Genomic DNA, 25,543 nt, shown 5'->3' with positions numbered 1-25,543 from the left:
ATTCTTACAAAATTTAATATCTCAAATATACTATTTTAACATTTTCGTCAAATCTGTTTAACTTCTTTTTAACTGATTTTAACCGCTATTTAACACTGCCGCTCAACAAAGAAAATATGTATCTTTGCCTCGTATGAAGATGACATTTTACAAATATCAAGGAACAGGAAATGACTTTATTATAGTCGATAATAGAACAAAAACCTTTCCAAAAAATAACGTTGACATTATTACTAAATTATGTGACAGACATTTTGGAATTGGTGCCGATGGTATGATTCTTTTAGAAAATGATACTACTACAGATTTTAGAATGATTTATTTTAATGCCGATGGTAGTGAAACTATGTGTGGTAATGGTGGAAGATGTGCAGTTGCTTTTGCAAAACAGTTAAACATTATTGATTCTAAAACAACGTTTACTGCTTTTGATGGTAAGCATTATGCTGAAATAAACAATGGATTAGTTTCTCTTCATATGATAGATGTTAATGAAGTAATCGTAAAAGACACCTATACATTTGCGAACACTGGTACTCAACACCATGTAGAAATGGTAGACAACTTAGATAACTTTCCTGTTTTTGAAAAAGGGAAAGACATTCGTTATAATATATATGGTGAAACTGGTAGTAATGTTAATTTTGTTGAGCAACTTACCACCGATACTTTTAGAGTTAGAACCTATGAAAAAGGTGTTGAAGACGAAACCTTAGCTTGTGGCACTGGCGTTACTGCTGTTGCTATTGCTATGCATGCCACTAAAAAAACAACTGAAACCTCAATTAACCTTCCTGTTGAAGGTGGTTTATTAAAAGTTCATTTTGAAGAAAACAATGGTAATTATTCTAATATATTTTTAGAAGGACCAGCTGTTTGTGTATTCAAAGGTGAAATAGAATTATAATGAATACTTTAAAAGGTACACATATAAACTTAAGAGCTCTTGAACCTGAAGACTTGGAATTTTTGTTTCAAATTGAAAATAATGAAGCTTTTTGGGAAGTGAGTCATACACAAGCACCGTTTTCTAAATATCTTTTAAAACAATATTTAGAAAATGCTCACTTAGATATTTTTGAAGCAAAACAACTACGTTTAGTTATTGAAAATCAAATTTCATTAAAACCTATAGGGATGATTGATCTCTTTGATTTTAATCCTTTACACAAAAGAGCAGGAATAGGTATCTTAATTCACCCTGACTTTCAAAAAAACGGGTTTGCTTCAGAAGCTCTTCATCTTTTAATTAATTATAGTTTTACACATTTGCAACTACATCAATTGTATGCTAATATTACTTTTGATAATACTAACAGTATAGCTCTTTTTTCGAAACATAGCTTTCAGAAAATTGGTATCAAAAAAGATTGGATTTTAAACAAAGGAACTTATAAAGACGAAATTTTATTTCAATTAATCAATGAATAAAAAAATAATATACGGAGTAATTACCATCTTATTTGTAGTTGGTGGAATTATTGGTTTTAACTTTTACCAAAAAATATTTGGAAACGCAGTAAAAAAAGATGGAGCCATTTATATTGGTTCCAACTACCATCTAATGGATGTAAAAAAGCTTTTGACCGAATACATTAACAAACCTGAAAATTTTATTTGGGTTGCCGAAAAGAAGAAATTTACCAAACCTAAAGGAGGCAAGTACATTCTTAAAAAAGGAATGAACATGAATGATGTTGTAAACTTATTAAGAAGCGGCAATCAAACCCCTGTAAAAGTTTCTTTCAACAATCAAGATACTTTAGAGAAATTAGCTGGAAGAATTGCGCAGCAAATTGAATCCGATTCTATTTCTTTGCTTCAAGCTATGACAGATGAAGCTTTCTTAACTAAAAACGGATTCAACAAACAAACTGCTCTAGAAATCTATATTCCAAATAGCTATCAATTTTACTGGAATACTTCTGCCAATAAGTTTCGCGATAAAATGTTCCGTGAATACAAACGTTTTTGGAATCAATCAAGACTAGATAAGGCTAAAAAACTAAACTTAACTAAAAGTGAAGTTATAGCGCTTGCTTCAATTGTACAAAAAGAAACAGCTCAAAAAAGCGAGCGTCCTATTGTAGCTGGATTATATCTAAATCGATTAAAAGATAATTGGCCATTACAAGCCGACCCAACTCTTATATACGCTATAAAACAATTAAAAGGTCAGGATTTTGTTGTAAAACGTGTGTTAAATAAAGATAAAGAAATAAAATCTCCCTACAATACTTATATGCATACAGGACTTCCACCGTCTTTAATTGCAATGCCTGATGTTTCTTCTATAGATGCTGTTTTAAACTATAAAAAACACAATTATTATTACATGTGTGCTAGTACAGAAAAAATTGGTTTTCACGATTTTGCAAAGTCATTAGCGCAACATAACAGAAATGCAGCTAAGTATCAAAAATGGATTAGTCAAAGAGGTATAAGACGATAATTAGAACCTATATTCTAAACCAAATAATATAGACCTTAGCAACAGATTATACTCTGTTGTCGATGTTCCAATATCATTTATGTTAGAATCTCGAAATTGCTTTACATCAAACAAATTCCTACCTACTAGCTCCAATGTAAGTTTATTTTTAACTAACGTGTAAATACTTTCAAAATCTAAAAAAGTATATTTATTATTTACCTTTAAATTCCCAAAAGAATAATGCTCTAATTTTATTTTAGAATTAAACTTCTTATTAAACACAAAAGATAAATCAACAAAACTTATATTGTCTATAAAAGAATTATTTTCTATGATTTTAACTTGAATATCTTTCCATTCTGTTCCTACATGGTAATTAAAAATACCTCGAAAACTAGAACGTAATTCTAAACCATAATTATAATTCTTTGTTATTATTTTTCTTAAATTAGAATTGTTAATTGTGTTTTTATATTCACTTTTAACATAACCTGTTTTAAATTTTATAATTGAATTAATAAACTTAAAGTAATAGTCTGCATTTGCTACTATTCCTATTAATTTTCTATCTTTTATTAAAACTTTATTTAATTGAACGTAATTCTGATTTAAATTAACATTTGAGGAATAAAAATCATGATTAACATTATAAAACATTGAAACATTAGCAAAAAAACGATCACTCCAATTGCCTAAATTGTAGTTGAATCTTAAGTTAGATGTACTTAATTGATTTAATTGATTGATTCCTCTAGAAAAAGTTCGAAAACCAGTTAATAAATAATTACTATAAACATCAAGTATGCCTGCATTTGTTTTATTATAAGAATAATAAGATGAAAACTTATTTCTATCATTTATTGTCCAACTAAACCCTATTTTTGGATTTATAAAAAAAGGGGTTTGTTCTTTTACACTAGTTACATTTTGTAAAAAATTAAAAACTTGATGAAAATTTAGTTCTCCTGATAATTTAATTTTTTTAAGCTTATAAAGGTATTTACTTTTAAAATACAAATCATTTACTCTATAAGTAGTTTTATTTTGATAATCGACTGGTGTGCTTATAATATTAGCATCCTCTTGTAAAAAGAAGCTAGAACTAATCTTATCTCCTCTAAATTTATTACCCAGCTGCAGCTCTAATAAATTTCCATTTTTATTTCTATTTAACAAATGAGCACTTACACCCGCAAATTGCATATTGTTCTTACTATATTGTTTTACATTGTTAACTTGGTTAGTATTTGTAAATAATTCATCAAATAAAAATCTATTTACCTTATAGTTTTGAGGCTTTTTTTCATTTATGTACCGTCCTGTTAATAGCAATACTTTTTTTTCTCCTAACTTATAGGTATACGTTATTTTCTGGTCAAATAATTTATTTTTTGATTCTAATCCTTCTATTGTTGTATTACCATTAAAAACTAAATTAGCCCTGTTATCAAAATCTCCATGATTATACTTTATAGAGGATTTTAACATTTGGTTTTTAGATATATTATAAGTCAAATCTAATTTACCAAAAGCAATTTTATTTTTTTTTGCTAGTTTATAGTTTTCTTTATTCTCAAAACTAATATTATTTACATTAACAATCTCAATACTGTTCTTTGTAAAACTTACTAAATCACTATTAAAAAAACCTAAAGCTTTTATCTTAAGCTTATCTGTAGGATTAAAAATAGTATTTATTGATAATAACTTTGCTTTATTAAAATTAGTTCGATTTTTATTAAAGCTTAGATTTACACTTGATAATTCTAATAAGTTTTTTGCTTTTTGATCATCTCCAATACTACCAGGTTCATCTAATCTGTATGGGTTTATTAGCTCTTGTACATCACCTACTGCATCATATCCTAAATTGTTTAAGTTAGTAAGGAAATAATACTTATTCTTTTTACCAAAGTTCATCAAATTACCTTTGAAATGATAAAAATTACTATTGCCTACGCTAGCTTTAAAATTACCAAACCAAATTCTTTTTGAATTTTCATCTAATTTTAAATTTAAAGCAACTTTTTCACTATTTTCAATTCCTTTTAACAAACGATTATTAGAGAACCTTTTTAATACTTCTACTTCTTTTATAGCATAAGAAGGCATATTCTTGGACAATACTTTGTAACCTTTCTCAAAGAAATCATCGCCATCTACCATTAACTTTTCTATTTCCCTGTCTCCTACTTTAATAGTTCCTTCATTATCTATAGAAAGCCCAGGTATTTTCTTTAGTAAATCTTCTACCGAAGACTCACTACCATCTGTAAAAGATGATACATTAAAAAGTACAGTATCTTTTTTAACAATAATTGAGCGTTTACTTTTTACAATTACTTCATCTAATGTTATTTTATTATCTTCAAGAACAACATTTTTTTCTATAATTGTCTTCCCTTTAGCAACAATCAAATCAGCTGTTAATTCTTTGTAAGGTAAAGAGGAAAATGTTAAATGATATTCCCCTTCCTTAATTTTATCTAAAGAAAAATATCCTTTCTCATTTGAATAACAATAAGACACAATACTTTTGGTATTTTTATCCTTTAAAACAACAACAACACTATTAATATTCTCTTTATTACTATTCTTTATATACCCATGAATCTTAGATTGAGAAAAACAACTACCAATAAAAAAAACTAAATAAACAGTAATAAATAGACTTATTTTTCCCATTCATATACCAATTCAATATCGTTTCTATCATTTTTAGGTATGGTTACAATCGCATCTTTGGGTAACAAACTCATTATCTTAGCTCTTCTTATCTTCATATTCTCTTCTTCAATCTTTATGAGTTCTTTTAAAGATACTTTTTTCGTTTTTTTATAGGGTACCTCCAACAACGTATCTGCAGGATATTTAATTTTATTTGCACTCCATTTAAAAGTATCTGTATTATCTGATATTTCAAGAATTAAACCTGGCAATCCATTAAACTTCCATGGTCCAAAAGTAAAAGGTAATTTTATTGAATACCAAGCTGTATAATCTCTACCTCTAAAACTTACTGTAGCTTTATTACAATTATAATTAGCTATTTTTTTCGTCTCTGTATAATCAATTCTCCAGTTCATTTTCGGAACTTCTTCAACTATTTGATAAATAGTATTTTTTCTAATGTCATAACTAACGAGTGTATTCTTTTTTTTATCGGTTAACCTGTAAATATCTATTCTATCACCTCCTATTGTTATCATATTAGATGAATTAGATTCAGCTTTTTGCCCCGTATTTAATCTTTCTAAGAAAGTTTTATATATCGCCTCTTCATTATCGCAATTTAATATAGCTATTGTTTCTTTATATCTAAAGTTATCATAAAAATCATATTCAACAGTTATTTTATTCTGTTGAGAGAATGATAATAACGGTATAAATAATATTAAAAGGAATCTCATTTTTTTATTATAAAAAAAAGGATTTTATGCATGTAAACACATAAAATCCTAAAAGTTAATTATTATTTATTTAATCCATCTAATAAATGAGATAGTAATCTTCTACAATCATCAGCTGTTTCAGTCTTTACAGTTATATTAAGTACTGTTTTACCTGTTTTATTATTTGTAATTTTTATATGACAATCACCTTGTAATTTATCATATTTTACAGTAGAAATAGTTTCGTTATTTTTTTTCACAAAACTTTCTATTTTAGATGATTTAATGTTTTTATCATCCTTTTTTTCTAAATCAGTTGCATTTACTGTTGTAAAAGCACCTAAAAATAAAAGTGCCAAAAATACTTTTTTCATACGTTTAAATTTTATAAATGTTAAATCTATGGAATATTTATAGTCAATCATAGCTTATTGACCACATTGCAATGTTTTCAAATGTATTTAATTTAAAGTTAACTTTTTAAAAAAAGACAACTCCTTTTTCGACTAAGGGTAAACCCTATGATATAATAGGGTTTTTACTTAATCGAAAAAGCTATTTTTAAAAATTAAAATGAAAGTTTCTACTGAAAATAATCTTAAATTAGTTTTGAAAAAAATTAAAGAAGAAAGAATAAAAAGAGAAATGTCACAATATGATTTTGGTGAAAAAATTGGCTTAAGTCAAAATGCTTATTTTAAAGTAGAAACAGGTAAAACTAAGTTAGACTTATTTAGATTTCTAACTATTTGTAAAGTTTTAGAAATGGATCCTAAATCTTTTTTTTAACTTTATTTTAAACACACTTTTCCTTTTATCTTCCGTAACTTTTCCAAGATATCTTAAATACTATTAAGTATCAAAAATGGGTTAGTTAAAGAGCTATAAGACGATAATTTTAACAAAAAATTATTTTCATAAAAAAATCTTAAATTCTAAAGATAAATCAATAAAACAGGTTTTTTCTTATTTTATTCACATAAATAAAACAGAAATATTTTTGTTTTGACAATTTACAAAACACCCTAACGCATTGAATTATAATTAGTTACAAGAAATAGTTGTATATTTGCAGCGCTGAACAGAAAGTAACTAATTATCAGATATTTAATATTTGTATTTATCGGTTTTGTATTATTTGCTAGTTTTACAACACCAGGGGAAAAAAAAGAAAAAGAGATTACTACCACTACTACACCAATAGTCGAATATCGAACTACTGGTGTTAACATACCTTTTTTATTAAAAGATTTTGTTGGTTTTAAAGAAGCATTAGCTTTTAAAGAATCTCAAGGAAGGTACCGAGTTATTAATAAGCTTGGTTACTTAGGTAAGTATCAATTCGGAAAAGAAACTTTAAAAAGGTTTAGAATTTACAACACTAATCAGTTTCTAAAAAATCCAGAATTACAAGAAAAAGCTTTTATAGCTTACTGTAAAGTAAATAAATGGATTCTTAGAAAAGACATTAGAAGAAGTGTCGGAAAAACTATTAATGGTGTAAAAATAACCGAGTCTGGTATTTTAGCTGCAGCACATTTAAGTGGTGCAGGTAATGTTAAAAAGTATTTACGCTCAAATGGAGTGTTTCAATTCAATGATGCATTTGGTACTTCTATACAATCGTATATGAAGAAGTTTGCTGGTTATGATGTTTCAAACATTACAGCAAATAAAAAGCCCACTGTATAAACCAAAATTAATTAATGTTATAAAAAAAGACATCTTGATAAGATGTCTTTTTTTTATTTATGAATTATAAATATCGTAGGTCGTTTGTGTAAATCTGGCTTTACACTCTTCCATTGTTTTGCAGTATGTGTTTTAATATACTCAGATGGTAATGTTATATCACAAGCCACACAAATACGAGTATCTGGAGATAAGGTAGCGCGCAAATCGTCTAACATTTTTTCATTTCTATAAGGCGTTTCAATAAAAATTTGAGATTGATTTTTATCCCTGGAAAGCTTTTCTAAATCTTTAATAGCTCTCTTTCTATCTGATTTATCTATAGGTAAATACCCATTAAAAGCAAAGTTTTGTCCATTCATTCCAGACCCCATCATTGCTAATAAAATAGAAGAAGGTCCTACTAATGGTACCACTTGCACTCCTTTTTCATGTGCTAATTTTACAATTGTAGCTCCAGGATCTGCAACTGCAGGAACTCCTGCTTCAGATAACAAACCTATAGAAACTCCTTTATCACAAATATCTAAATAATTTTGTGTTTCAAAATCATCAGAATACTTATCTAATAACATTAATTGTAATGAAGATTGAGCTTTTGTTGGTGTAATTCTTTTTATGAATCTTCTTGCTGATTTTTCATTTTCAACAATAAAATAATCAAGATGTTCAATTACTTTTTTTACCGATAGTGGCATTACCTCTAAAGGTTCTGTATCTCCTAATGTAGTAGGAATTAAGTATAATTTCCCTTTCATTATTTCTCTAATTTTGATGCAACAATACTACATGCTTCATCTAACATTCTATATACATTCTCGAAACCTTGATCTCCTCCGTAGTATGGATCAGGCACACTCCTATTTTCATTAGGATATAACTCGTTCAAAATCATTTTTACTTTCTGAGTTTCATTATAATCATCAGTCATAGAAACGATGTTACTATAATTACTCTCATCCATAGCATAGATTAAATCAAAATCTTCAAAATCTGATTTAACAAACTTTCTCGATCGTTGATTGGTAATATCAATACCATATTTCTTTGCTACTTCAATTGATCTTCTATCAGGTAATTCACCTACATGGTAACCAGCAGTACCTGCAGAATCAACAAAAAATGATTGTGACGATAATTTAGATTGTAAAATACCTTCGGCTAGAGGGGAACGACATATATTCCCTAAACAAACCATCAGTATTTTTTTCATAAAATCGTATTATAAAGTTAATTTCTTTCTTAAATCTTCTACGTATTTCTTAAACTGCTTATCTGTCTCAGTTAAGTTATCAACTGTTTTACAAGCATGTAATACAGTAGCATGATCTCTCTTCCCTATTTGACTTCCAATACTAGCTAAAGATGACTTGGTCATACGCTTTGCAAAATACATTGCTAATTGACGCGCTTGAACTATATGTCTTTTACGTGTTTTTGACTGTAAAGTAGCAACATCCATATCAAAATATTTAGATACTACTTTTTGAATGTAATCTATAGAAAGTTCTTTCTTAGTATTCTTCACAAACTTATCTACAATTTGTTTCGCTAACTCAATTGTAAATTCTTTTCTATTAAAAGAAGCTTGTGCAATCATAGAAATAATAACACCTTCTAATTCACGAACATTCGATTTAATATTCTTTGCAATATATTCAACAATTTCTTCAGGCATTTCTACTCCATCTCTATATAACTTATTCTGAAGTATAGAAATACGAGTTTCAAAATCTGGAGATTGTAGTTCAGCAGATAATCCCCATTTAAAACGAGATAATAATCGCTGCTCAATATCTTGCATATCAACAGGCGCTTTATCAGAAGTTAAAATTACCTGTTTACCATTTTGATGTAAGTGATTGAATATATGGAAAAACACATCTTGTGTTCCAGCTTTTCCTGAAAGGAATTGTACATCATCAATAATTAATACATCAATCATTTGATAGAAATGAATAAAATCATTTCTAGTATTCGATTTTACCGAATCGATAAACTGTTGTGTAAATTTCTCAGAAGAAATATATAAAACTGTCTTATCTGGGTATTTATCTTTTATTTCAACACCAATAGCGTGACCTAAATGTGTTTTACCTAATCCAACGCCACCATATATTAATAATGGATTAAATGAAGTTCCTCCAGGCTTGTTAGCAACTGCCATACTGGCAGAACGAGCTAATCTATTAGAATCACCCTCTACAAAATTTGCAAAATTATAGTTTGGATTTAATTGAGATTCTATCTTAACTTTTTGTAATCCAGGAATTATAAAAGGATTTTTTAATTCTCTTTTAGACTCCAAAGGCATTGTTACCTTTTGAGGTTTCAATGGGTTACGATTAGAACTTGGAATTTTAACTGTTTGTGGACTATTACTGCTGTATGTATTTTCCATACGAACATCATAAATCAGTTTAGCATCATTTCCTAATTCACGAACTAGAGCTACTCTTAATAACTTAATATAATGTTCCTCTAACCATTCATAAAAAAATTTACTTGGCACTTGTACCGTAAGCGCTTCCCCAGCCAATTTTATAGGCTTAATAGGTTCGAACCAAGTTTTGTATGCTTGGGGTTTAATATTATCTTTTATAAAAGATAAACATTCCATCCAAACTGAATCAGCAGTTTTTGTCATTTGAGTTAAAAACTATTTTAAAGTTGTTAAATTTTTATTCAGATCTATTGGGGACTCCAGACTCTCCGTCTGGCTGAACAAAAGTGTGAATAAAATTCAGTATAAAAAAATCAAATTGCTATTGATTTTTAATTATTTTTTCCGTAACGTTAATTATAATTAAAATACAAAAAACATTTTGAAAAAACATAAAACTTCGGTTCGAGTACGATATGCAGAAACCGATCAAATGGGCGTTGTTTACCATGGTAATTATGCGCAATTTTTTGAAATTGGCCGAACCGAGTGGCTACGCTCTTTAGGCGTTACATACAAATATATGGAAAAAACAGGTGTGATGCTTCCAGTAATTTCATTATCTTGTAAATTTAAAAAATCAGCCTTATATGATGATGAATTAACTATTAGTACATTCATTAAAAAAACACCTTCTATAAAAATAGAATTTGACTATGAAGTTACAAACCAAGAAGGAGAGTTAATATGTACTGGTAATACTATTTTGGCTTTTATTAATATGAAAACAAAAAAGCCAATTCGTTGCCCAGAATATATAATGGAAAAGTTAAATAAATACGAACACGAATATTAAAAAACAATTAATGAAAATATACACTAAAACAGGTGACAAAGGTTCTACTTCTCTTTTTGGAGGAACTCGAGTTCCTAAACATCATTTAAGAATAGAAAGTTATGGTACTGTAGACGAACTTAATTCTTATATTGGTTTAATTAGAGATCAAGATATTGATACCTTATCAAAAAGTACACTTAATAGAATCCAAAGTGATTTATTTACTTTAGGAGCTATGTTAGCTACACCTCCAGAAAAAGAAACTTTAAAAAGTGGAAAAGAACGATTAAATATTTATAAAATATCTGATGATTCTATCCAGTTTTTAGAAAATGAAATTGATTTAATGAACAAAACATTACCTCAAATGACTCATTTTATTTTACCTGGAGGACATCAAACCGTGTCATTTTGTCACATAGCACGATGTGTATGCCGTAGAGCCGAGCGTTTATCAGTAGCTCTAAACGAAGAAGAAACCATTAATGACAGTATTTTAATGTATTTAAACAGACTTTCTGACTACCTTTTTGTACTGGCACGAAAGTTGACCCAAGATTTAAAAGCGGATGAAATTAAATGGATTCCGGAAAAATTATAACTAAGTTCTTTTTTTTATTGATTTAACATTTTTTAAAAAAAACTTGACTTTTTACAAAAAAAAATTATTTTTGCGAAAATCTTAATAAACAGATAAAGAAATGTATTGGACACTTGAACTAGCATCATATTTAGCAGATGCACCTTGGCCTGCAACTAAAGACGAATTAATCGATTACGCTATTCGTACTGGAGCACCCTTAGAAGTGGTAGAAAATTTACAGGATATTGAAGATGAAGGTGAGGCATACGATTCTATAATTGAAATCTGGCCAGATTATCCGACTGAAGAAGATTATCTTTGGAACGAAGACGAATACTAAAAATACAACCATAAAAAGTCTCTATTAGAGGCTTTTTTTTTGCTTACTTTTAAGCACATAAATTATAAACATACAGCAGTAGATTAAAAACATATTTAATCTACTATAAAACAATATTTTACAAATGAGCGTTTTAAATTCGATTCTAAAACTATTTGTTGGTGATAAACAACAAAAAGACTTAAAGTCTCTACAACCGATCGTTGAAAAAGTACGATCTTTTGAGAGTTCATTAAACAATTTATCTAATGATGACCTTCGGGCAAAAACAATCGAATTTAAATCTAAAATAAAAGAAGCTACTAAATCATTCAACGATTCTATAGCTACTTTAGAAGAAGAAGCTTTAAATGCAGACATAGATCGTCAAGAAGAAATTTATGCAGAAATTGACAAATTAAAAGACGAAGCTTATGAAGCTTCTGAAGCTGTATTATTAGACATTATGCCTGAAGCTTTTGCTCTTGTAAAAGAAACAGCTAGACGTTTTACCAAAAACGAAGAATTAGAAGTTACTGCAACTGCTTTTGATAGAGAATTATCTGCAACTAGAGAGCACGTAAGTCTAGAAGACGATAAAGCTTACTGGGCTAATTCATGGGATGCTGCTGGTAAAGAAGTTACTTGGGATATGATTCATTATGATGTGCAATTAATTGGTGGTTCTGTTTTACACCAAGGTAAAATTGCAGAGATGATGACAGGGGAAGGAAAAACATTAGTATCTACCCTACCAGTATACTTAAACGCTTTAACAGGTAACGGAGTTCACGTAGTAACTGTAAATGATTACTTAGCAAAACGTGACCGTGCTTGGATGGCTCCTATATTTGAGTTCCATGGATTATCTACAGATTGTATTGATTTCCATCAACCAAATTCTGAAGAACGTAGGAAAGCATATAACGCAGACATTACTTACGGTACAAATAACGAATTTGGTTTCGATTATTTACGTGATAATATGGCTAGTTCTAAAAAGGATTTAGTACAAAGAGCTCCTAACTACGCAATTATTGATGAAGTTGACTCGGTTTTAGTTGATGACGCTCGTACTCCTTTAATTATTTCTGGACCAGTTCCTCAAGGAGACCGTCATGAATTTAACGAATTAAAACCTTTAGTAGCTGACTTAGTTTCTTTACAAAACAAATATTTAGTTGGTGTATTAGCGGAAGCTAAAGCTTTATTAAAAGAAGGAGATACTAAAGAAGGTGGATTCTTATTATTAAGAGTTTACAGAGGCTTACCAAAAAACAAAGCTTTAATCAAATTCTTATCTCAAGAGGGAATTAAACAAATTCTTCAAAAGACTGAAAACTTCTACATGCAAGATAACAATAAGTTAATGCCAGAAGTAGATGCTGAATTATGGTTTACTGTTGAAGAAAAAAACAATCAAATTGATTTAACCGATAAAGGTATTGCTCATTTATCAGAAAAAACTCAAAACAACACTTTCTTTGTTTTACCTGATATTAGTGTTAAAGTTGGAGAAATTGACAATAGTGATGTTACTCCAGAAGAAAAAGCAAACCAAAAAGAAGAATTATACAGAGATTTTAGTGTAAAGAGTGAGCGTATTCATACTATGAATCAACTTTTAAAAGCATATACTGTTTTTGAAAAAGATGTTGAATACGTAGTAATGGACAACAAAGTAATGATTGTAGATGAGCAAACAGGTCGTATTATGGACGGTCGTCGTTACTCAGATGGATTACACCAAGCAATTGAAGCAAAAGAAAATGTAAAAATTGAAGATGCTACTCAAACTTTTGCTACTGTTACATTACAAAACTACTTTAGAATGTACCGTAAGTTATCTGGAATGACAGGTACGGCAATTACGGAAGCTGGTGAATTCTGGGAAATCTATAAATTAGATGTAGTTGAAATTCCTACTAATAAACCAATTGCTCGTGATGATAAACAAGATTTAGTTTATAAAACAACAAGAGAAAAATACAACGCTGTTATTGAAGACGTTGTTGAATTATCTAAACAAGGACGTCCAGTTTTAATTGGAACAACTTCGGTAGAAATTTCAGAGCTATTAGGAAGAATGTTACAAATGCGTAAAATTCCTCACAATATATTAAATGCAAAATTACACAAACGTGAAGCGGATGTAGTTGCTGAAGCTGGTAAACCGGGAGTTGTAACAATTGCAACCAATATGGCAGGTCGTGGTACGGATATTAAATTATCAGACGAAGTAAAAGCCGCTGGTGGTTTAGCTATTGTAGGTACAGAGCGTCATGATTCTCGTCGTGTTGACCGTCAGTTACGTGGTCGTGCAGGACGTCAAGGAGATGTAGGTTCATCACAATTTTATGTTGCCTTAGACGATAACTTAATGCGTTTATTTGGTTCTGATAGAATTGCTAAAATGATGGATAGAATGGGATTAAAAGAAGGTGAAGTAATTCAACATTCTATGATTTCAAAATCTATTGAAAGAGCGCAAAAGAAAGTAGAAGAAAACAACTTTGGTATTCGTAAGCGTTTATTAGAATATGATGATATTATGAATGCGCAACGTGAATTTGTTTACAAACGTCGTCGTCATGCATTAGATGGACAACGTTTACAGATTGATATTGCAAACATGATTTATGATACTTGTGATTCAATTGTAAAACAAAACAAAATGAATAGCGATTATCAAAACTTTGAGTTTGAATTAATTCGTTTTTCATCAATGACTTCTCCTTTCTCAGAAGAAGAGTTTAATAAATTATCAGAGCAAGAGTTAGTAGATAAATTATACGTTATTGTTTCTGAACATTATAAAAACGATACTGAAAGACACGCACACAATGCTTTCCCAGTTATTAAAAATGTTTTTGAAACTGAAGGTGATCGTTACGAGCGTATTGTGGTTCCATTTACGGATGGTACTAAAACATTACAAGTAGTTACTAACTTAAAAGAAGCATACGAATCTGAAGGAAAATCATTAGTAAACGATTTTGAAAAGAACATTACTTTATCAATTATAGATGAAAACTGGAAAGATCATTTACGTAAAATGGACGAGTTAAAACAAACTGTTCAAAATGCTACATATGAGCAAAAAGACCCATTATTAGTTTATAAATTTGAAGCTTTTGAGTTATTCCAAGAAACTATAGATAAGGTAAATAAAGAAGTATTATCTTTCTTATTCAAAGGTCAATTACCAAGTCAAGATGCATCACAAGTATCTGAAGCTCGTGAACAAAAACGTGAGCAATTAGATACTCGTAAAGATGAAGTTCAAAACTCAACTCAACAAGCAATGAGTAGAGCTAGAAATCAGCAAACTCAAGAACAACAAGTTGTAGAAACTATTGTTCGTGAGCAACCAAAAATTGGTAGAAACGAAAGAGTTACCATCAAAAATGTAATGACTGGTGAAGAAAAAGAAGTAAAGTACAAACAAGCACTTCCTTTACTAGAACAAGGAACTTGGGTATTACATAACAGATAATACTTTTAGAACACATCATAAAAAAGCTCGGACATTCCGAGCTTTTTACTTTTACATAACTTTCCCATTACAGATTAATGATTTTCTAATTACCAACAGTTTACAATTAGTTTAACATTCAAAAACATTTGAAAAGTACATTTGTTTAAACGCAATAGTACATTTTAGAATGAAGAAAAATAAAAAACGTAAACTAGATGTTGTTGTTATTTCCGATGTTCATTTAGGCACTTATGGTTGCAGAGCTTCGGAACTTCATAATTATTTAAAAACGATCAATCCAAAGATTTTAATTTTAAATGGAGATATCATAGACATCTGGCAATTTAAAAAGCGTTATTTTCCTAAACCACACATGAAGATTATAAAACAAATAATGTCTTTTATAACTTCAGGTACTAAAGTGTACTACATTACAGGAAACCACGATGAAATGCTTCGTAAGTTTAAAGGCTTTAGACTTGGAAGCTTTGAAATAGTTAATAAAGTGGTTTTAGACCTTGACGGCAAAAAAGGATGGTTTTTCCATGGAGATGTTTTTGATGTAACTATGCAGCATTCAAAATGGTTAGCAAAATTAGGTAGCATTGGTTACGATACTTTAATTATTATAAACACTGCTGTTAATTGGTTTAGCAAACAATTAGGATACGGTAGATTGTCTTTTTCAAAAAAAATAAAAAACAGTGTTAAAAGCGCTGTAAAGTTTATTAATAATTTTGAAGAAACAGCTTCAGATATAGCCATTTCTAAAGGATATGATTATGTTGTTTGTGGACATATTCACCATCCCGAAATTAAACACATTGAAAACGAAAATGGCCATACAACATATTTAAACTCTGGCGACTGGATAGAAAATTTATCTGCTTTAGAATATCATAATAAATCCTGGTCATTGTATGAATATGAAAAAGATGAGCTTGTACAAAATCAACATATAAATCTACAAGTAAATGATGCTGAATTTATTGCTTCCGAAAGCAGCAACAGTATGCTATTTGAAGAACTTTTAAAAGAATTCAATATTGAAAAACACTAAGAGATAATTATGAAAATTTTATACGCTTTTCAAGGAACAGGTAACGGACATGCTAGTAGAGCAATAGAAATAATTCCTTATTTACAACAAAAAGCAGAAGTAGATGTCCTAATTAGTGGCTACCAATGTGAACTTCAGCTTCCTTTTGAAATAAAATATAAATACTACGGATTGAGCTTTATATTTGGAAAAAAAGGTGGTATTGATTTCTTGAATACTTTAAAAAAAGCTAAGCTTAAAAACCTATATTCAGAAATCAAATCTGTCCCTTTAGAAAGCTATGATTTAGTAATTAATGATTTTGAACCTGTTACAGCTTGGGCTGCTATACTTAAAAATACCCCAATCATATCTTTAAGTCATCAAAATGCAGTATTGGACAAAAACGCACCTAAATACGGAACATATAGATTTGAACGATTAATTTTAAAATACTATGCACCAGCTAAAGTAAAATTTGGTTTTCATTTTAGCACATACTCGTCAGCTACCTTCCCTCCTATAATTCGAAAAAAGATAAGATATAGCAACGTAACTAAAAAAGGTCATTATACAGTTTATCTTCCAGCATATGGGGATAAAAAAATTATAAAAGTATTATCTCAAATAGAAGACGTTAAATGGGAAGTGTTTTCTAAACACACTAAAAAACATATTTTTAAAAATAACATTATTATAAAACCCATTAACGGAAACGACTTTATAAAAAGTATTAGTTCTTCTAAAGGAGTTATCTGTGGCGCGGGATTTGAAACTCCAGCAGAGGCTTTATTTTTAAGAAAAAAACTACTTGTTATCCCAATGAAAAACCAATACGAACAACAATGTAATGCTCTAGCATTAAAGCAAATTGGAGTGCCTGTATTGAAAAAATTCAATAAAAAACAATTACCCAAAATATCTAAATGGGTAAATTCTAAAAAAATTGTAGAAGTAAATTATCCAGATGTTACAGAAGATATTCTTGAAGCCTTAATTTTACCTTATTATAATCAAACAATTTTACCGCAAATTACCATTGTATAGTAGCTAAATTTAAATCTTTTAAAATGGCATTCGTTTTAGAAAAATGTTTATTTCCAAACCAATAACCTCTATTTGCACTTAAAGGGGAAGGATGTCCAGATGTTAATACATGATGTTTTTTAGTATCAATTAACTTTACCTTCTTTTTAGCAAAGCCTCCCCAAAGTAAAAAAACCACATCTTTTTTCTCATCAGAAACTTTTCTAATTACTGCATCTGTAAACTCTTCCCACCCTTGTTTTTGATGGCTTCCAGCTTCTGATTCTCTTACTGTTAAAGTAGCATTCAACAATAAAACACCTTGCTTTGCCCAACGAGATAAATCACCTGATTTAGGATAAGGAATTCCTAAGTCAGTTTCAATTTCTTTAAATATATTAATTAATGATGGTGGATGTTGAATTTGATCATGTACTGAAAAACACAAACCATTTGCCTGTCCTTTTCCATGATAAGGATCTTGTCCTAAGATAACAACTTTCAAATCATCCAATGAACAAGCATCAAATGCTGCAAAAACTTCTGACCCTTTAGGATAACATACTCTTGTACTGTATTCGTTCTTAACAAACGATGTTAAGTTTTTGAAATAATCTTTTTCAAATTCAGACTGTAAAATATTTTTCCAACTATCTGCTATTTTTACTTGCATTCTTTCCTATTTTTGCTTTGGTTTCAAATATACTATTTTGGCTAAAAATATTTCAGAAAAGACACTTCAAGATTTAGAATTTACAACAGTTTTAGAACAAGTTGCGGAATACAGTATTTCAAATTTAGGTAAGGAAAAAACCTTACAAATACAGCCTATTTCCAATAAAAGAAAATTATTTTTCGAACTAAACCTTGTAAATGAATATCTTTCTTCTTTTGAAAATGAAAATAGGATTCCAAATCATTATTTTGAGGATATTACTGAAGAAACCAAACGTTTAGCTATAGAAAATAGCTTTTTAGAAACAGAAGCTTTTTTAAAAGTAGCAACAGTTTCTGACACAGTAAACGAACAAAAAAAGTTTCTAAAAAAATTTGAAACCTACTACCCTACTCTTTTTACTTTAAGTGAAAATATTGAGTTTACTACTTTTGTTTCCGATAGCATCAAAAAAATAATTACTTCTTATGGTGAAGTCGCAGATAACGCCTCTCCTGTTTTAAAACAAATAAGAAAAGATATTAATAGTGTTCGTGGAAAAATTTCAGAAAGTTTTTCTAGAGCGCTAAGTAGAAACTTAACCAGTGGTTATTTAGATGATATTAAAGAAACAATTATTGACAACCAACGTGTTTTAGCGGTTACTGCTATGCATCGTAGAAAAGTTAAAGGAAGTTTGTTAGGTTCATCTAAATCAGGAAGCATCGTTTATATTGCTCCACAAGCCACTTTAGCTTATAGTAGAGAGCTGCAAAATTTAGTATACGAAGAGAAACAAGAAATTGTAAAAATATTAAGAGCTTTAGCAGATGAAATTCGCCCTTACACTTCTTTACTAAACGAGTATGTAGACTTTCTAACTCATTTAGATGTGGTGGCCTCTAAAGCTAAATACGCACATAGTATTAATGGTTTACTTCCTAAAATTACGAAAGAGAAAAAAGTATTTTTAAAAGATGCTTTTCATCCTGTTTTATGGAAGAAAAATAATGAACAAAACATTAAAACTATTTCACAAACCATTAGACTAGACGAAAAACAACAAATAATTGTTATTTCTGGTCCAAATGCTGGTGGAAAAAGTATTACATTAAAAACAATTGGACTTCTTCAACTTATGTTACAAAGTGGATTATTAATCCCCGTACATGAACGAAGTGAAACAACTCTTTTTAATACTATATTAACTGATATCGGTGATAATCAATCTATAGAAAACCAATTAAGTACTTATAGTTATCGATTAAAGAACATGCGTTATTTCTTAAAAAAATGTAACGACAACACTTTATTTTTAATTGATGAGTTTGGTACTGGTTCTGATCCCGAGTTAGGTGGTGCTTTAGCCGAAATTTTCTTAGAAGAATTTTACGAAAACAAAGCTTTTGGTATTATCACCACTCACTATGCTAATTTAAAGGTATTAGCCAACGAATTAGACAATGTTACTAATGCTAACATGCAATTTGACGAACGTACTTTAGAACCGCTTTATAAATTGTTTATAGGACAAGCTGGTAGTTCTTTTACTTTTGAGGTTGCTCAAAAAAATGGAATTCCTTTTAGTTTAATTAATCGAGCAAAAAAGCGTGTTGAAACTGAGAAAGTTCGTTTAGATAAAACCATTTCTAAACTTCAAAAAGAACGTAATCGTTTACAAAAAACTTCAGATAGCTTAGTAAAACAAAAAACAAAAGGGAAAGAACATATTGAAAGCCTACAAGAAAAAGAACAAAAGTTACAAGATAAACTTTCTGGTTTTCAAGAATTATATGATAACAACCAACGAATGCTCTCTCTTGGAAGAAAGATTAATGAACTTTTAAATAAGTATTTCCAAACCAATAACAAAAAAGAACTTTCTGCTAACTTTTTTAAATGGGTAATGGCTGAAAAAACAAAGCACATAAAGAAAAACCCACCTAAAAAGAAAACAAAACAAGAAAAGAAAAAGGATTTAGAGCTTGTTAAAAAGCAAAAAGAAATTATTACTAAAGTAGAGAAAGAAGTTTTACAAAAGGTTGTAAAAGTTAGAGAAGAAAAGAAAAAAATAGCTGAAAAAGTTGCTAAAGAAAAAGCAGCTTATGTTTTTAAAGTGAACGACAGAGTACGTTTAACAGACGGAAATTCGGTAGGAACAATTGATAAAATTGAAAAGAAAAACGTTTTTATCAATTACGGTTTGTTTACTACAAAAGCTAAAATTGAACAATTAGAATTAGTAGAAAAAGCTAAGAAATAACTCTCTCTTTTACATAGAAATAACTCGTATTTTATTTGTTAAAAAGTTTTTTATACATTTATAGGGTTAATTAACTATCCCCTTAAAACTATGAGAAACTTTTTAAAAGCTTTTCTCTTATTTCTGTGTTGGGCTACAACAGCCTTATTAATACATAATCATACTTTAAATGATGATGTAGAAGAAAATGTTGCGAGTAACGTAAAAATAGAGAAAAAACCTCTTGTTACTAATAAAACCACAACTTCCCAGAATAAAGAGAAAGATACAATTCAAATTCACAAAGAAAAGCAGAAAGAACCTCTAAAAAAGGTAATTACAACACTTCCTTTCAACGATAAATTTATCACTAGCTCTCATAATACTCGAGTTCTTTTTCCTAAAAAATTTTACTATTTCAAAGATTCAATTTTTAATTTCTTAAACAACAACCCTCAAAAAGAAATTACAATTAAAGCAACTTATTTAAAAAACGAATTACTTAACAATAATTCTAATTTTGGAAACGAGAGAGCTTTATATTTAAAGAAGAAACTTGTTCAGTATGGAGTTAATCCAAAAAGAATTAATATTGAAAGTATCGTTGACGAATATGAATATGACCCAGAAGGTTTTTATGCAGAAGGAATTACTATCGCTTTTAACACTATGCCTAGCAACAAAATAGCTAACATAGAAAAAGAGATAACCAACAAGACACTATATTCCTACTTTGGTAATAATTCTTTTAAGCCAGACAGAACCTTATATTCTTACACAAAAGAGGTAAAAAACTACTTACTTAAACACCCAAATAAAAAAATCACAATTATTGGACACACCGACAATTTTGGTGAAGAAGAAGCTAATAATTGGATTGGCTTGGAACGTGCCAAAAACGTTTCTGATTACTTTGTTAAACAAGGTATCGACAAAACAATAATCAATTCTACTTCTAAAGGAGAAACAGCTCCTATTGCTGATAATAGCACTAGAGAAGGCAGAGCTAAAAACAGAAGAATTGAAATTTTAATCAACTAACTCCCCGTTAAAAATGACTTTATTTATCACTAATCAAACAATGCATCTTTTAGAACTATTCTTTTGGATGCTTGGTGCCTTTTTAATAGGCTATATATTTTCTTGGTTTTACTACAAAAACAAATATGAATCAGAACTAACAGAAAGTACTCAAACCATTTCAGAGTTAAGAGACGAAATGCAATCTACCATAAGAGCAAAGAAAACGGTTGAACGTGGTGGTATAGAGATAAAACAACCTAAACAGCTTAACTTAAAAGCTATTGGCGAAGCTTCAGAAGACGAAAAAGACGATTTAACACAAATTAAAGGTGTAGGTACCTTTATTGAAACCAAACTTAACAGTATTGGAATTTATACCTACAAACAAATTACTAACTTAACTTTGGAGGATATAGAAACTGTTACCGATTTGATTCAGTTTTTTCCTGGCAGAATTGTTAGAGACGACTGGAAAGGTCAAGCCAAAAAACTTTTAAATAAATCATAAAAAATAAAATCTCGAGACCAAAAGGCCTCGAGATTTTCAACTATAACTAACAACAAAATTCTTTTATAGTTTAATTCAAACTATAAACCCCTTTTGTGTCTTGTACAAATGAACAAACGGTTCTTCGTTCATTTTTTATATTGTAATGTGGTAAGTGACCATACTTTTTGAAGGCAGAATTAATAATTTCAGCATCTTTTTCATTATCAAAACTTGCTACAAGATTTTTAATTGAATTTTCTACTGAATTAAACGAATCAAAACCTACTATTTTTAAGATAGCATAATGAATTGAAGTATCTAATTTACCTATCTTTTGTAACTTCTTTATTCTTAGCAACACACTCTCTAAAGCATATACATTAATAAGCAAGTCCGCTATATGCATTGATATTTCTTGCTCTTCAGCTAACTCTGCCATGAATGTTTGCATACATACTCCTGATGTAATTACTGTCAAATCTTTTAAGTTCTGAACTACTTGTTCGTATTGTTCAATCACATCAGCAGAAAATGATTCGATAGGGTTTGATAAACCAGAAGTTATTTGAGTATAAGGAGAAAAGAAGTCTAACTCCCCTTTCATTCCTTTTTTCAAAAACTCTTTTATAATTACTAAACGATTTATCTCATTTGTTCCTTCAAAAATCCTACTTATACGAGCGCTTCTATATAAATGTTCAACTGGAGACTCAGCAGAAAAACCCATTCCTCCATAAATCTGAACACTTTCATCTACAATAGTATCTTGTACTTCTGATCCATAAACTTTAGCTATAGCACATTCAATACTATATTCTTTTAAAGCTTCTATTTTAGCATTAGAAAAAGCCATTCCATTTCCAGCTAATTCATCAGTAAGCATATCAATATCATTAGCTACTCGATATACAATTGCTTCGTTTACGAAAATATTCGTTGTTATTTTAGATATTTTCTCTCTAATAGCTCCAAAATCTATTATTGGCTTTTTAAATTGTTCTCTTTGTAAAGCATACTCTACAGAATGTAATAATGCCTTCTTACCAATACCAATACATGAAGCTCCTAATTTAATTCTCCCAGTATTTAGGGTATTTAAAGCTATTTTTAAACCTTTATTTCTTTCTCCTAAAAGATGAGTAGCTGGAACCACTGTTTTTTCCAAAAACACCTGTCTTGTACTCCATCCAGACAACCCCATCTTCTTTTCTTCTGGACCTAAACTGATACCTCCGAAATCTTTATCAACAACAAAAGCTGAAAGATTTTTATCATCTTCAATCTTAGCAAACACTATAAAAATATCAGCAATACCAGCATTAGAAATCCATGCTTTTTGACCACTAATCACATAATCTCCATTTTCATTAATCGTAGCCAACGTTTTTCCTGAGTTAGCATCACTTCCTGCATTTGGTTCGGTTAAAGCAAAAGCAGAAATCAACTCCCCTTGCATCATTTTGGCTACATACTTTTCTTTTAAAAATTCTGTACCATATAATAAAATTGGAGCTATACCTATACTTGTTTGAACACCAATAGCACCTGCAAAAGAATGTCCTTTACTAAAAGCTTCTACAAAATGTAATACTTCTTTTAATGAAACATTAATTCCTCCATACTCTTCTGACACTTCTAGTCCTAAAAAACCTAACTCTCCACATTTTTTAAGTAACTCAGGAGTTTCTTCAATCCCAGAAATAGTTTCTAACTCTTCTTTACGAGTTTCTATTTCTGTTTTTAAAAATTGTTTTGCTGATTCTTGAATCATTTCCGATTCTTGACTTTTTATTTCAGGAATATAAAAAGTATCTAAATTTTCATTCTGAAATAAAAAAGCTCCTCCTTTTTTAGTGTCGACTGCTGTGTTCATTTATAATATTTTTCAGTAATTAGGCAAAAATGCCTAGACAAATATATAAATATATTTCAAAAAATAGGCTTAAATGCCTAAATTTGAAAAATGAATACAAAGCAACGCATCCTAGAAACCGCTCTAACTCTTTTTAATAAAGAAGGTTACTCAAATATATCAAGTAAAAAAATTAGTGAAGAGATTGGTATGAGTTATGGTAATTTATGCTATCACTTTCCTAAAAAAGATGATATTGTTATGCGACTACATCAAAACTTACTTGATGAAATGGATGAGTCTATTCAAAATCTTGAAGGTGAAATTTTTGAATTTGATTTTATGTTGAAAAGCTTAAAGCAGTTAATGGATTTGACTTTAAAATACCGTTTCTTTCTTCTAAACAGTTATGATATTACTACTAAATATCCGAGAATTAAGGAAAAAACTATAGAGAGAGCTAAAGTATATCATAATGTAATTTATCGAATTTCTAAGTTTTTAATGGAAAATGGCTATATGACTCCTTCAAACGATGAAAAACTTTTAAAAAAGAAAATACATGGTTTATTGATTATATTTAATTCATGGACTGTAGACTTGGCTGTATTTTATGACAAACCTTCATCTGCAAGCAAGAGCTCTAAGTATTATATTCAATTATTATTTGCTATGATAGACTCTTCGCTTACAAAAAAAGGAAGAGATTCATTTTCATTTGTTTATAACAATACAATAAATTGAAAAATATTCTTAAATTTATCAGAAATTAAAATTTAGACTATGAAAAAAACATTATTCCTTTTATCAATTTTTTTATTAAATTTTTTATCTATTTTTTCTCAAACAAATCTACCATGTCAATTTAGCTGGGAAAATGTAGCCACAAACAACGGTTATAAAAAATTTATTACAAATCCGATTGCTCAGCCTTTTAACGGTCCTTGTATGTCCTACGCTGTAAGTTCAGCTATAGAATCAATGTATATGATTGAACACAACACAACACAGGCTATTAAAATTTATCCTGCCTACTTAGATATTAAAGTTTGGGAAGGTGAATTTCACCAATACAAAGAAGTTTTAGAAAGTGGTTTTTTAATACCTAGTAAACTTGGAACATCTGCATTAAAAAATGAATACATATCTTCTAATGACAGGTCAAACGACCCAAAATATGTTGGCATTAGAAATCCAAATCCTGCTACTGGAGTGACCCCTTTAAAATGTGTTAATGAACAAAAAGATTTTTTATTGACCTCTGTTGAAAATAATGGAAAAGTATTTAACTTCAATAATTGTGGTCAAAATATTAAAAATAACACGTACTTATCAGTAACATCATTAATAGAAATTAATAAAATTAATGTAGTTAATACAAATTATTTAAAAAATTTAATTCTAAACAAACCTGTTATTATTAAAGTTAATAATACTTTAAATAATAATACTTATACCCTTGCAAAATTCAGAAAAGACGATTATACTCATGAAGAACTTCAAAAGACAGGGTTCCATGCCTATTTATTAATCGGATGGGAAAACATAGGAAATCAAACTAGTTGGATATTAAAAGATAGCTGGAGAAATAAATCTAAAATTATAAAAACTCATCCTTCTATTTTAAGTGATAATGACTTTTTATCGATGATTAGCAATGGCACTATACAATTAGCACAAGTTGAAGGGGTTAAAAAAAATAATATTTCCTCTACTTCTACCCCATTTCAAGTAAATCCTAGTATTCAATGTCCTCCTTTTTCATTAAATGGGACTTTAGTTGTCGATTTACATTATGCACACATTGGAGGTATTTTATATTCAAAAGCCTTTATAAATTCAACTACATTAGTAGATGAGTGGCAATGGAATTTTAATGTTCCAACATACAACAGAAATCAAATCAACACGAATTATTCATCTAGTATATTAATATCACCTAAAACAAGTGGTATCGTAAAAGTTAAAGTTAGAGGTAGAAGAGGAAATTCCTGGTCTGAATGGAAAGAATTAAATATATATATATCCAACGGAGGAGGATTTCCTGGAGTCATGCATTAAAATAAAAAAAACACGAAGTTAAAACTTCGTGTTTTT

General features: G+C 29.2%; 24 protein-coding genes. 16 read left to right on the top strand and 8 right to left on the bottom strand.

Features of this window, described 5'->3' with window-relative positions; translation table 11 throughout:
- Positions 1-133: 133 nt before the first annotated feature.
- The 3 genes from dapF to mltG are packed head-to-tail and all read left to right on the top strand — an operon-like array spanning position 134 to position 2,452.
- Complete coding sequence (dapF, locus tag Q0958_RS05425; protein ID WP_299120698.1) at positions 134-907, top strand: diaminopimelate epimerase; 774 nt, start codon at positions 134-136, stop codon at positions 905-907.
- Positions 907-1,431 carry a GNAT family protein gene (locus Q0958_RS05420; RefSeq protein WP_299120696.1) on the top strand — a complete coding sequence of 175 codons (525 nt, stop codon included), beginning with the start codon at positions 907-909 and terminating at the stop codon, positions 1,429-1,431. The genes dapF and Q0958_RS05420 overlap by 1 nt, the downstream gene beginning before the upstream one ends.
- Positions 1,424-2,452, top strand: a complete 1,029-nt coding sequence (mltG, locus tag Q0958_RS05415) for an endolytic transglycosylase MltG (protein WP_299120693.1) — start codon at positions 1,424-1,426, stop codon at positions 2,450-2,452. Before Q0958_RS05420 ends, mltG begins: the two co-directional genes overlap by 8 nt.
- On the opposite strand, the gene Q0958_RS05410 is transcribed toward mltG, so the two are convergent.
- The 3 genes from Q0958_RS05410 to Q0958_RS05400 all read right to left on the bottom strand — a co-directional run bounded on the left by Q0958_RS05410 (position 2,453) and on the right by Q0958_RS05400 (position 6,200).
- Complete coding sequence (locus Q0958_RS05410) at positions 2,453-5,119, bottom strand: carboxypeptidase-like regulatory domain-containing protein (RefSeq protein ID WP_299120691.1); 2,667 nt, start codon at positions 5,117-5,119, stop codon at positions 2,453-2,455.
- Positions 5,107-5,844, bottom strand: a complete 738-nt coding sequence (locus Q0958_RS05405) for a GLPGLI family protein (RefSeq protein WP_299120688.1) — start codon at positions 5,842-5,844, stop codon at positions 5,107-5,109. The genes Q0958_RS05410 and Q0958_RS05405 overlap by 13 nt, the downstream gene beginning before the upstream one ends.
- Before the next feature lie 62 nt (positions 5,845-5,906).
- Complete coding sequence (locus tag Q0958_RS05400) at positions 5,907-6,200, bottom strand: hypothetical protein (protein WP_299120685.1); 294 nt, start codon at positions 6,198-6,200, stop codon at positions 5,907-5,909.
- Between the two features lie 199 nt (positions 6,201-6,399).
- Between Q0958_RS05400 and Q0958_RS05395 the strand changes: the two genes are divergently transcribed.
- On the top strand, positions 6,400-6,615 hold the full coding sequence (locus Q0958_RS05395; RefSeq protein WP_299120682.1) for a helix-turn-helix transcriptional regulator: 216 nt from the start codon (positions 6,400-6,402) through the stop codon (positions 6,613-6,615).
- 306 nt (positions 6,616-6,921) lie between these two features.
- Positions 6,922-7,518, top strand: a complete 597-nt coding sequence (locus tag Q0958_RS05390; protein ID WP_235274180.1) for a peptidoglycan-binding protein LysM — start codon at positions 6,922-6,924, stop codon at positions 7,516-7,518.
- 53 nt (positions 7,519-7,571) lie between these two features.
- Here the strand turns inward: Q0958_RS05390 and Q0958_RS05385 are convergent, their stop codons facing one another.
- Genes Q0958_RS05385 through dnaA form a run of 3 tightly spaced genes read right to left on the bottom strand, consistent with a single transcriptional unit; the run spans position 7,572 to position 10,165 of the window.
- Complete coding sequence (locus Q0958_RS05385) at positions 7,572-8,276, bottom strand: SAM-dependent methyltransferase (protein WP_272148937.1); 705 nt, start codon at positions 8,274-8,276, stop codon at positions 7,572-7,574.
- Entirely contained in the window at positions 8,276-8,731 is a 456-nt protein-coding gene (locus Q0958_RS05380; protein ID WP_299120674.1) for a low molecular weight protein-tyrosine-phosphatase, read from the bottom strand. The genes Q0958_RS05385 and Q0958_RS05380 overlap by 1 nt, the downstream gene beginning before the upstream one ends.
- Before the next feature lie 9 nt (positions 8,732-8,740).
- Positions 8,741-10,165 carry a chromosomal replication initiator protein DnaA gene (dnaA, locus tag Q0958_RS05375; RefSeq protein WP_150898930.1) on the bottom strand — a complete coding sequence of 475 codons (1,425 nt, stop codon included), beginning with the start codon at positions 10,163-10,165 and terminating at the stop codon, positions 8,741-8,743.
- 178 nt (positions 10,166-10,343) lie between these two features.
- Here dnaA and Q0958_RS05370 point away from each other — a divergent pair, with 178 nt between their 5' ends.
- From Q0958_RS05370 to Q0958_RS05345, 6 genes are all read left to right on the top strand, one after another.
- A complete protein-coding gene (locus tag Q0958_RS05370) occupies positions 10,344-10,757 on the top strand; it encodes a thioesterase family protein (protein WP_299120671.1) in 414 nt (137 codons plus the stop codon).
- A 10-nt stretch (positions 10,758-10,767) separates the two neighbouring features.
- A complete protein-coding gene (locus Q0958_RS05365; protein WP_299120668.1) occupies positions 10,768-11,340 on the top strand; it encodes a cob(I)yrinic acid a,c-diamide adenosyltransferase in 573 nt (190 codons plus the stop codon).
- Positions 11,341-11,440: 100 nt separating this feature from the next.
- Positions 11,441-11,662, top strand: coding sequence for a DUF2795 domain-containing protein (locus Q0958_RS05360; RefSeq protein ID WP_047789198.1), 222 nt, complete (start codon positions 11,441-11,443; stop codon positions 11,660-11,662).
- Between the two features lie 124 nt (positions 11,663-11,786).
- Positions 11,787-15,137, top strand: a complete 3,351-nt coding sequence (secA, locus tag Q0958_RS05355) for a preprotein translocase subunit SecA (protein WP_299120665.1) — start codon at positions 11,787-11,789, stop codon at positions 15,135-15,137.
- A 169-nt stretch (positions 15,138-15,306) separates the two neighbouring features.
- Entirely contained in the window at positions 15,307-16,179 is an 873-nt protein-coding gene (locus Q0958_RS05350; RefSeq protein WP_299120662.1) for a UDP-2,3-diacylglucosamine diphosphatase, read from the top strand.
- Positions 16,180-16,188: 9 nt separating this feature from the next.
- Positions 16,189-17,205, top strand: a complete 1,017-nt coding sequence (locus Q0958_RS05345) for a glycosyltransferase family protein (protein WP_299120660.1) — start codon at positions 16,189-16,191, stop codon at positions 17,203-17,205.
- Here the strand turns inward: Q0958_RS05345 and Q0958_RS05340 are convergent.
- Complete coding sequence (locus tag Q0958_RS05340) at positions 17,192-17,857, bottom strand: uracil-DNA glycosylase (RefSeq protein ID WP_299120658.1); 666 nt, start codon at positions 17,855-17,857, stop codon at positions 17,192-17,194. The genes Q0958_RS05345 and Q0958_RS05340 overlap by 14 nt on opposite strands.
- Positions 17,858-17,894: 37 nt before the next feature.
- Here Q0958_RS05340 and Q0958_RS05335 point away from each other — a divergent pair, with 37 nt between their 5' ends.
- The 3 genes from Q0958_RS05335 to Q0958_RS05325 all read left to right on the top strand — a co-directional run bounded on the left by Q0958_RS05335 (position 17,895) and on the right by Q0958_RS05325 (position 21,612).
- Complete coding sequence (locus Q0958_RS05335) at positions 17,895-20,102, top strand: DNA mismatch repair protein MutS (protein WP_299120656.1); 2,208 nt, start codon at positions 17,895-17,897, stop codon at positions 20,100-20,102.
- 90 nt (positions 20,103-20,192) lie between these two features.
- Positions 20,193-21,122: an OmpA family protein gene (locus Q0958_RS05330; protein WP_299120652.1), complete on the top strand. Its 930-nt coding sequence runs from the start codon at positions 20,193-20,195 to the stop codon at positions 21,120-21,122.
- Positions 21,123-21,135: 13 nt separating this feature from the next.
- Positions 21,136-21,612, top strand: a complete 477-nt coding sequence (locus Q0958_RS05325; RefSeq protein ID WP_299120649.1) for a hypothetical protein — start codon at positions 21,136-21,138, stop codon at positions 21,610-21,612.
- A gap of 70 nt (positions 21,613-21,682) precedes the next feature.
- Here the strand turns inward: Q0958_RS05325 and Q0958_RS05320 are convergent, their stop codons facing one another.
- Positions 21,683-23,467 (bottom strand): acyl-CoA dehydrogenase family protein, encoded by a 1,785-nt coding sequence (locus tag Q0958_RS05320; RefSeq protein WP_299120646.1) that lies wholly within the window; start codon positions 23,465-23,467, stop codon positions 21,683-21,685.
- 90 nt (positions 23,468-23,557) lie between these two features.
- Here Q0958_RS05320 and Q0958_RS05315 point away from each other — a divergent pair, with 90 nt between their 5' ends.
- Both Q0958_RS05315 and Q0958_RS05310 read left to right on the top strand, forming a co-directional pair.
- A complete protein-coding gene (locus tag Q0958_RS05315) occupies positions 23,558-24,190 on the top strand; it encodes a TetR/AcrR family transcriptional regulator (protein ID WP_299120643.1) in 633 nt (210 codons plus the stop codon).
- A gap of 39 nt (positions 24,191-24,229) precedes the next feature.
- Positions 24,230-25,507 carry a C1 family peptidase gene (locus Q0958_RS05310; protein WP_299120641.1) on the top strand — a complete coding sequence of 426 codons (1,278 nt, stop codon included), beginning with the start codon at positions 24,230-24,232 and terminating at the stop codon, positions 25,505-25,507.
- Positions 25,508-25,543 lie beyond the last annotated feature (36 nt).

It is taken from the genome of uncultured Tenacibaculum sp., assembly GCF_947499065.1.
Classification (GTDB): Bacteria; Bacteroidota; Bacteroidia; order Flavobacteriales; family Flavobacteriaceae; genus Polaribacter.
The sequence above is the reverse complement of the archived record's forward strand: the minus strand, read 5'-3'. Positions and strand labels throughout refer to the sequence as shown.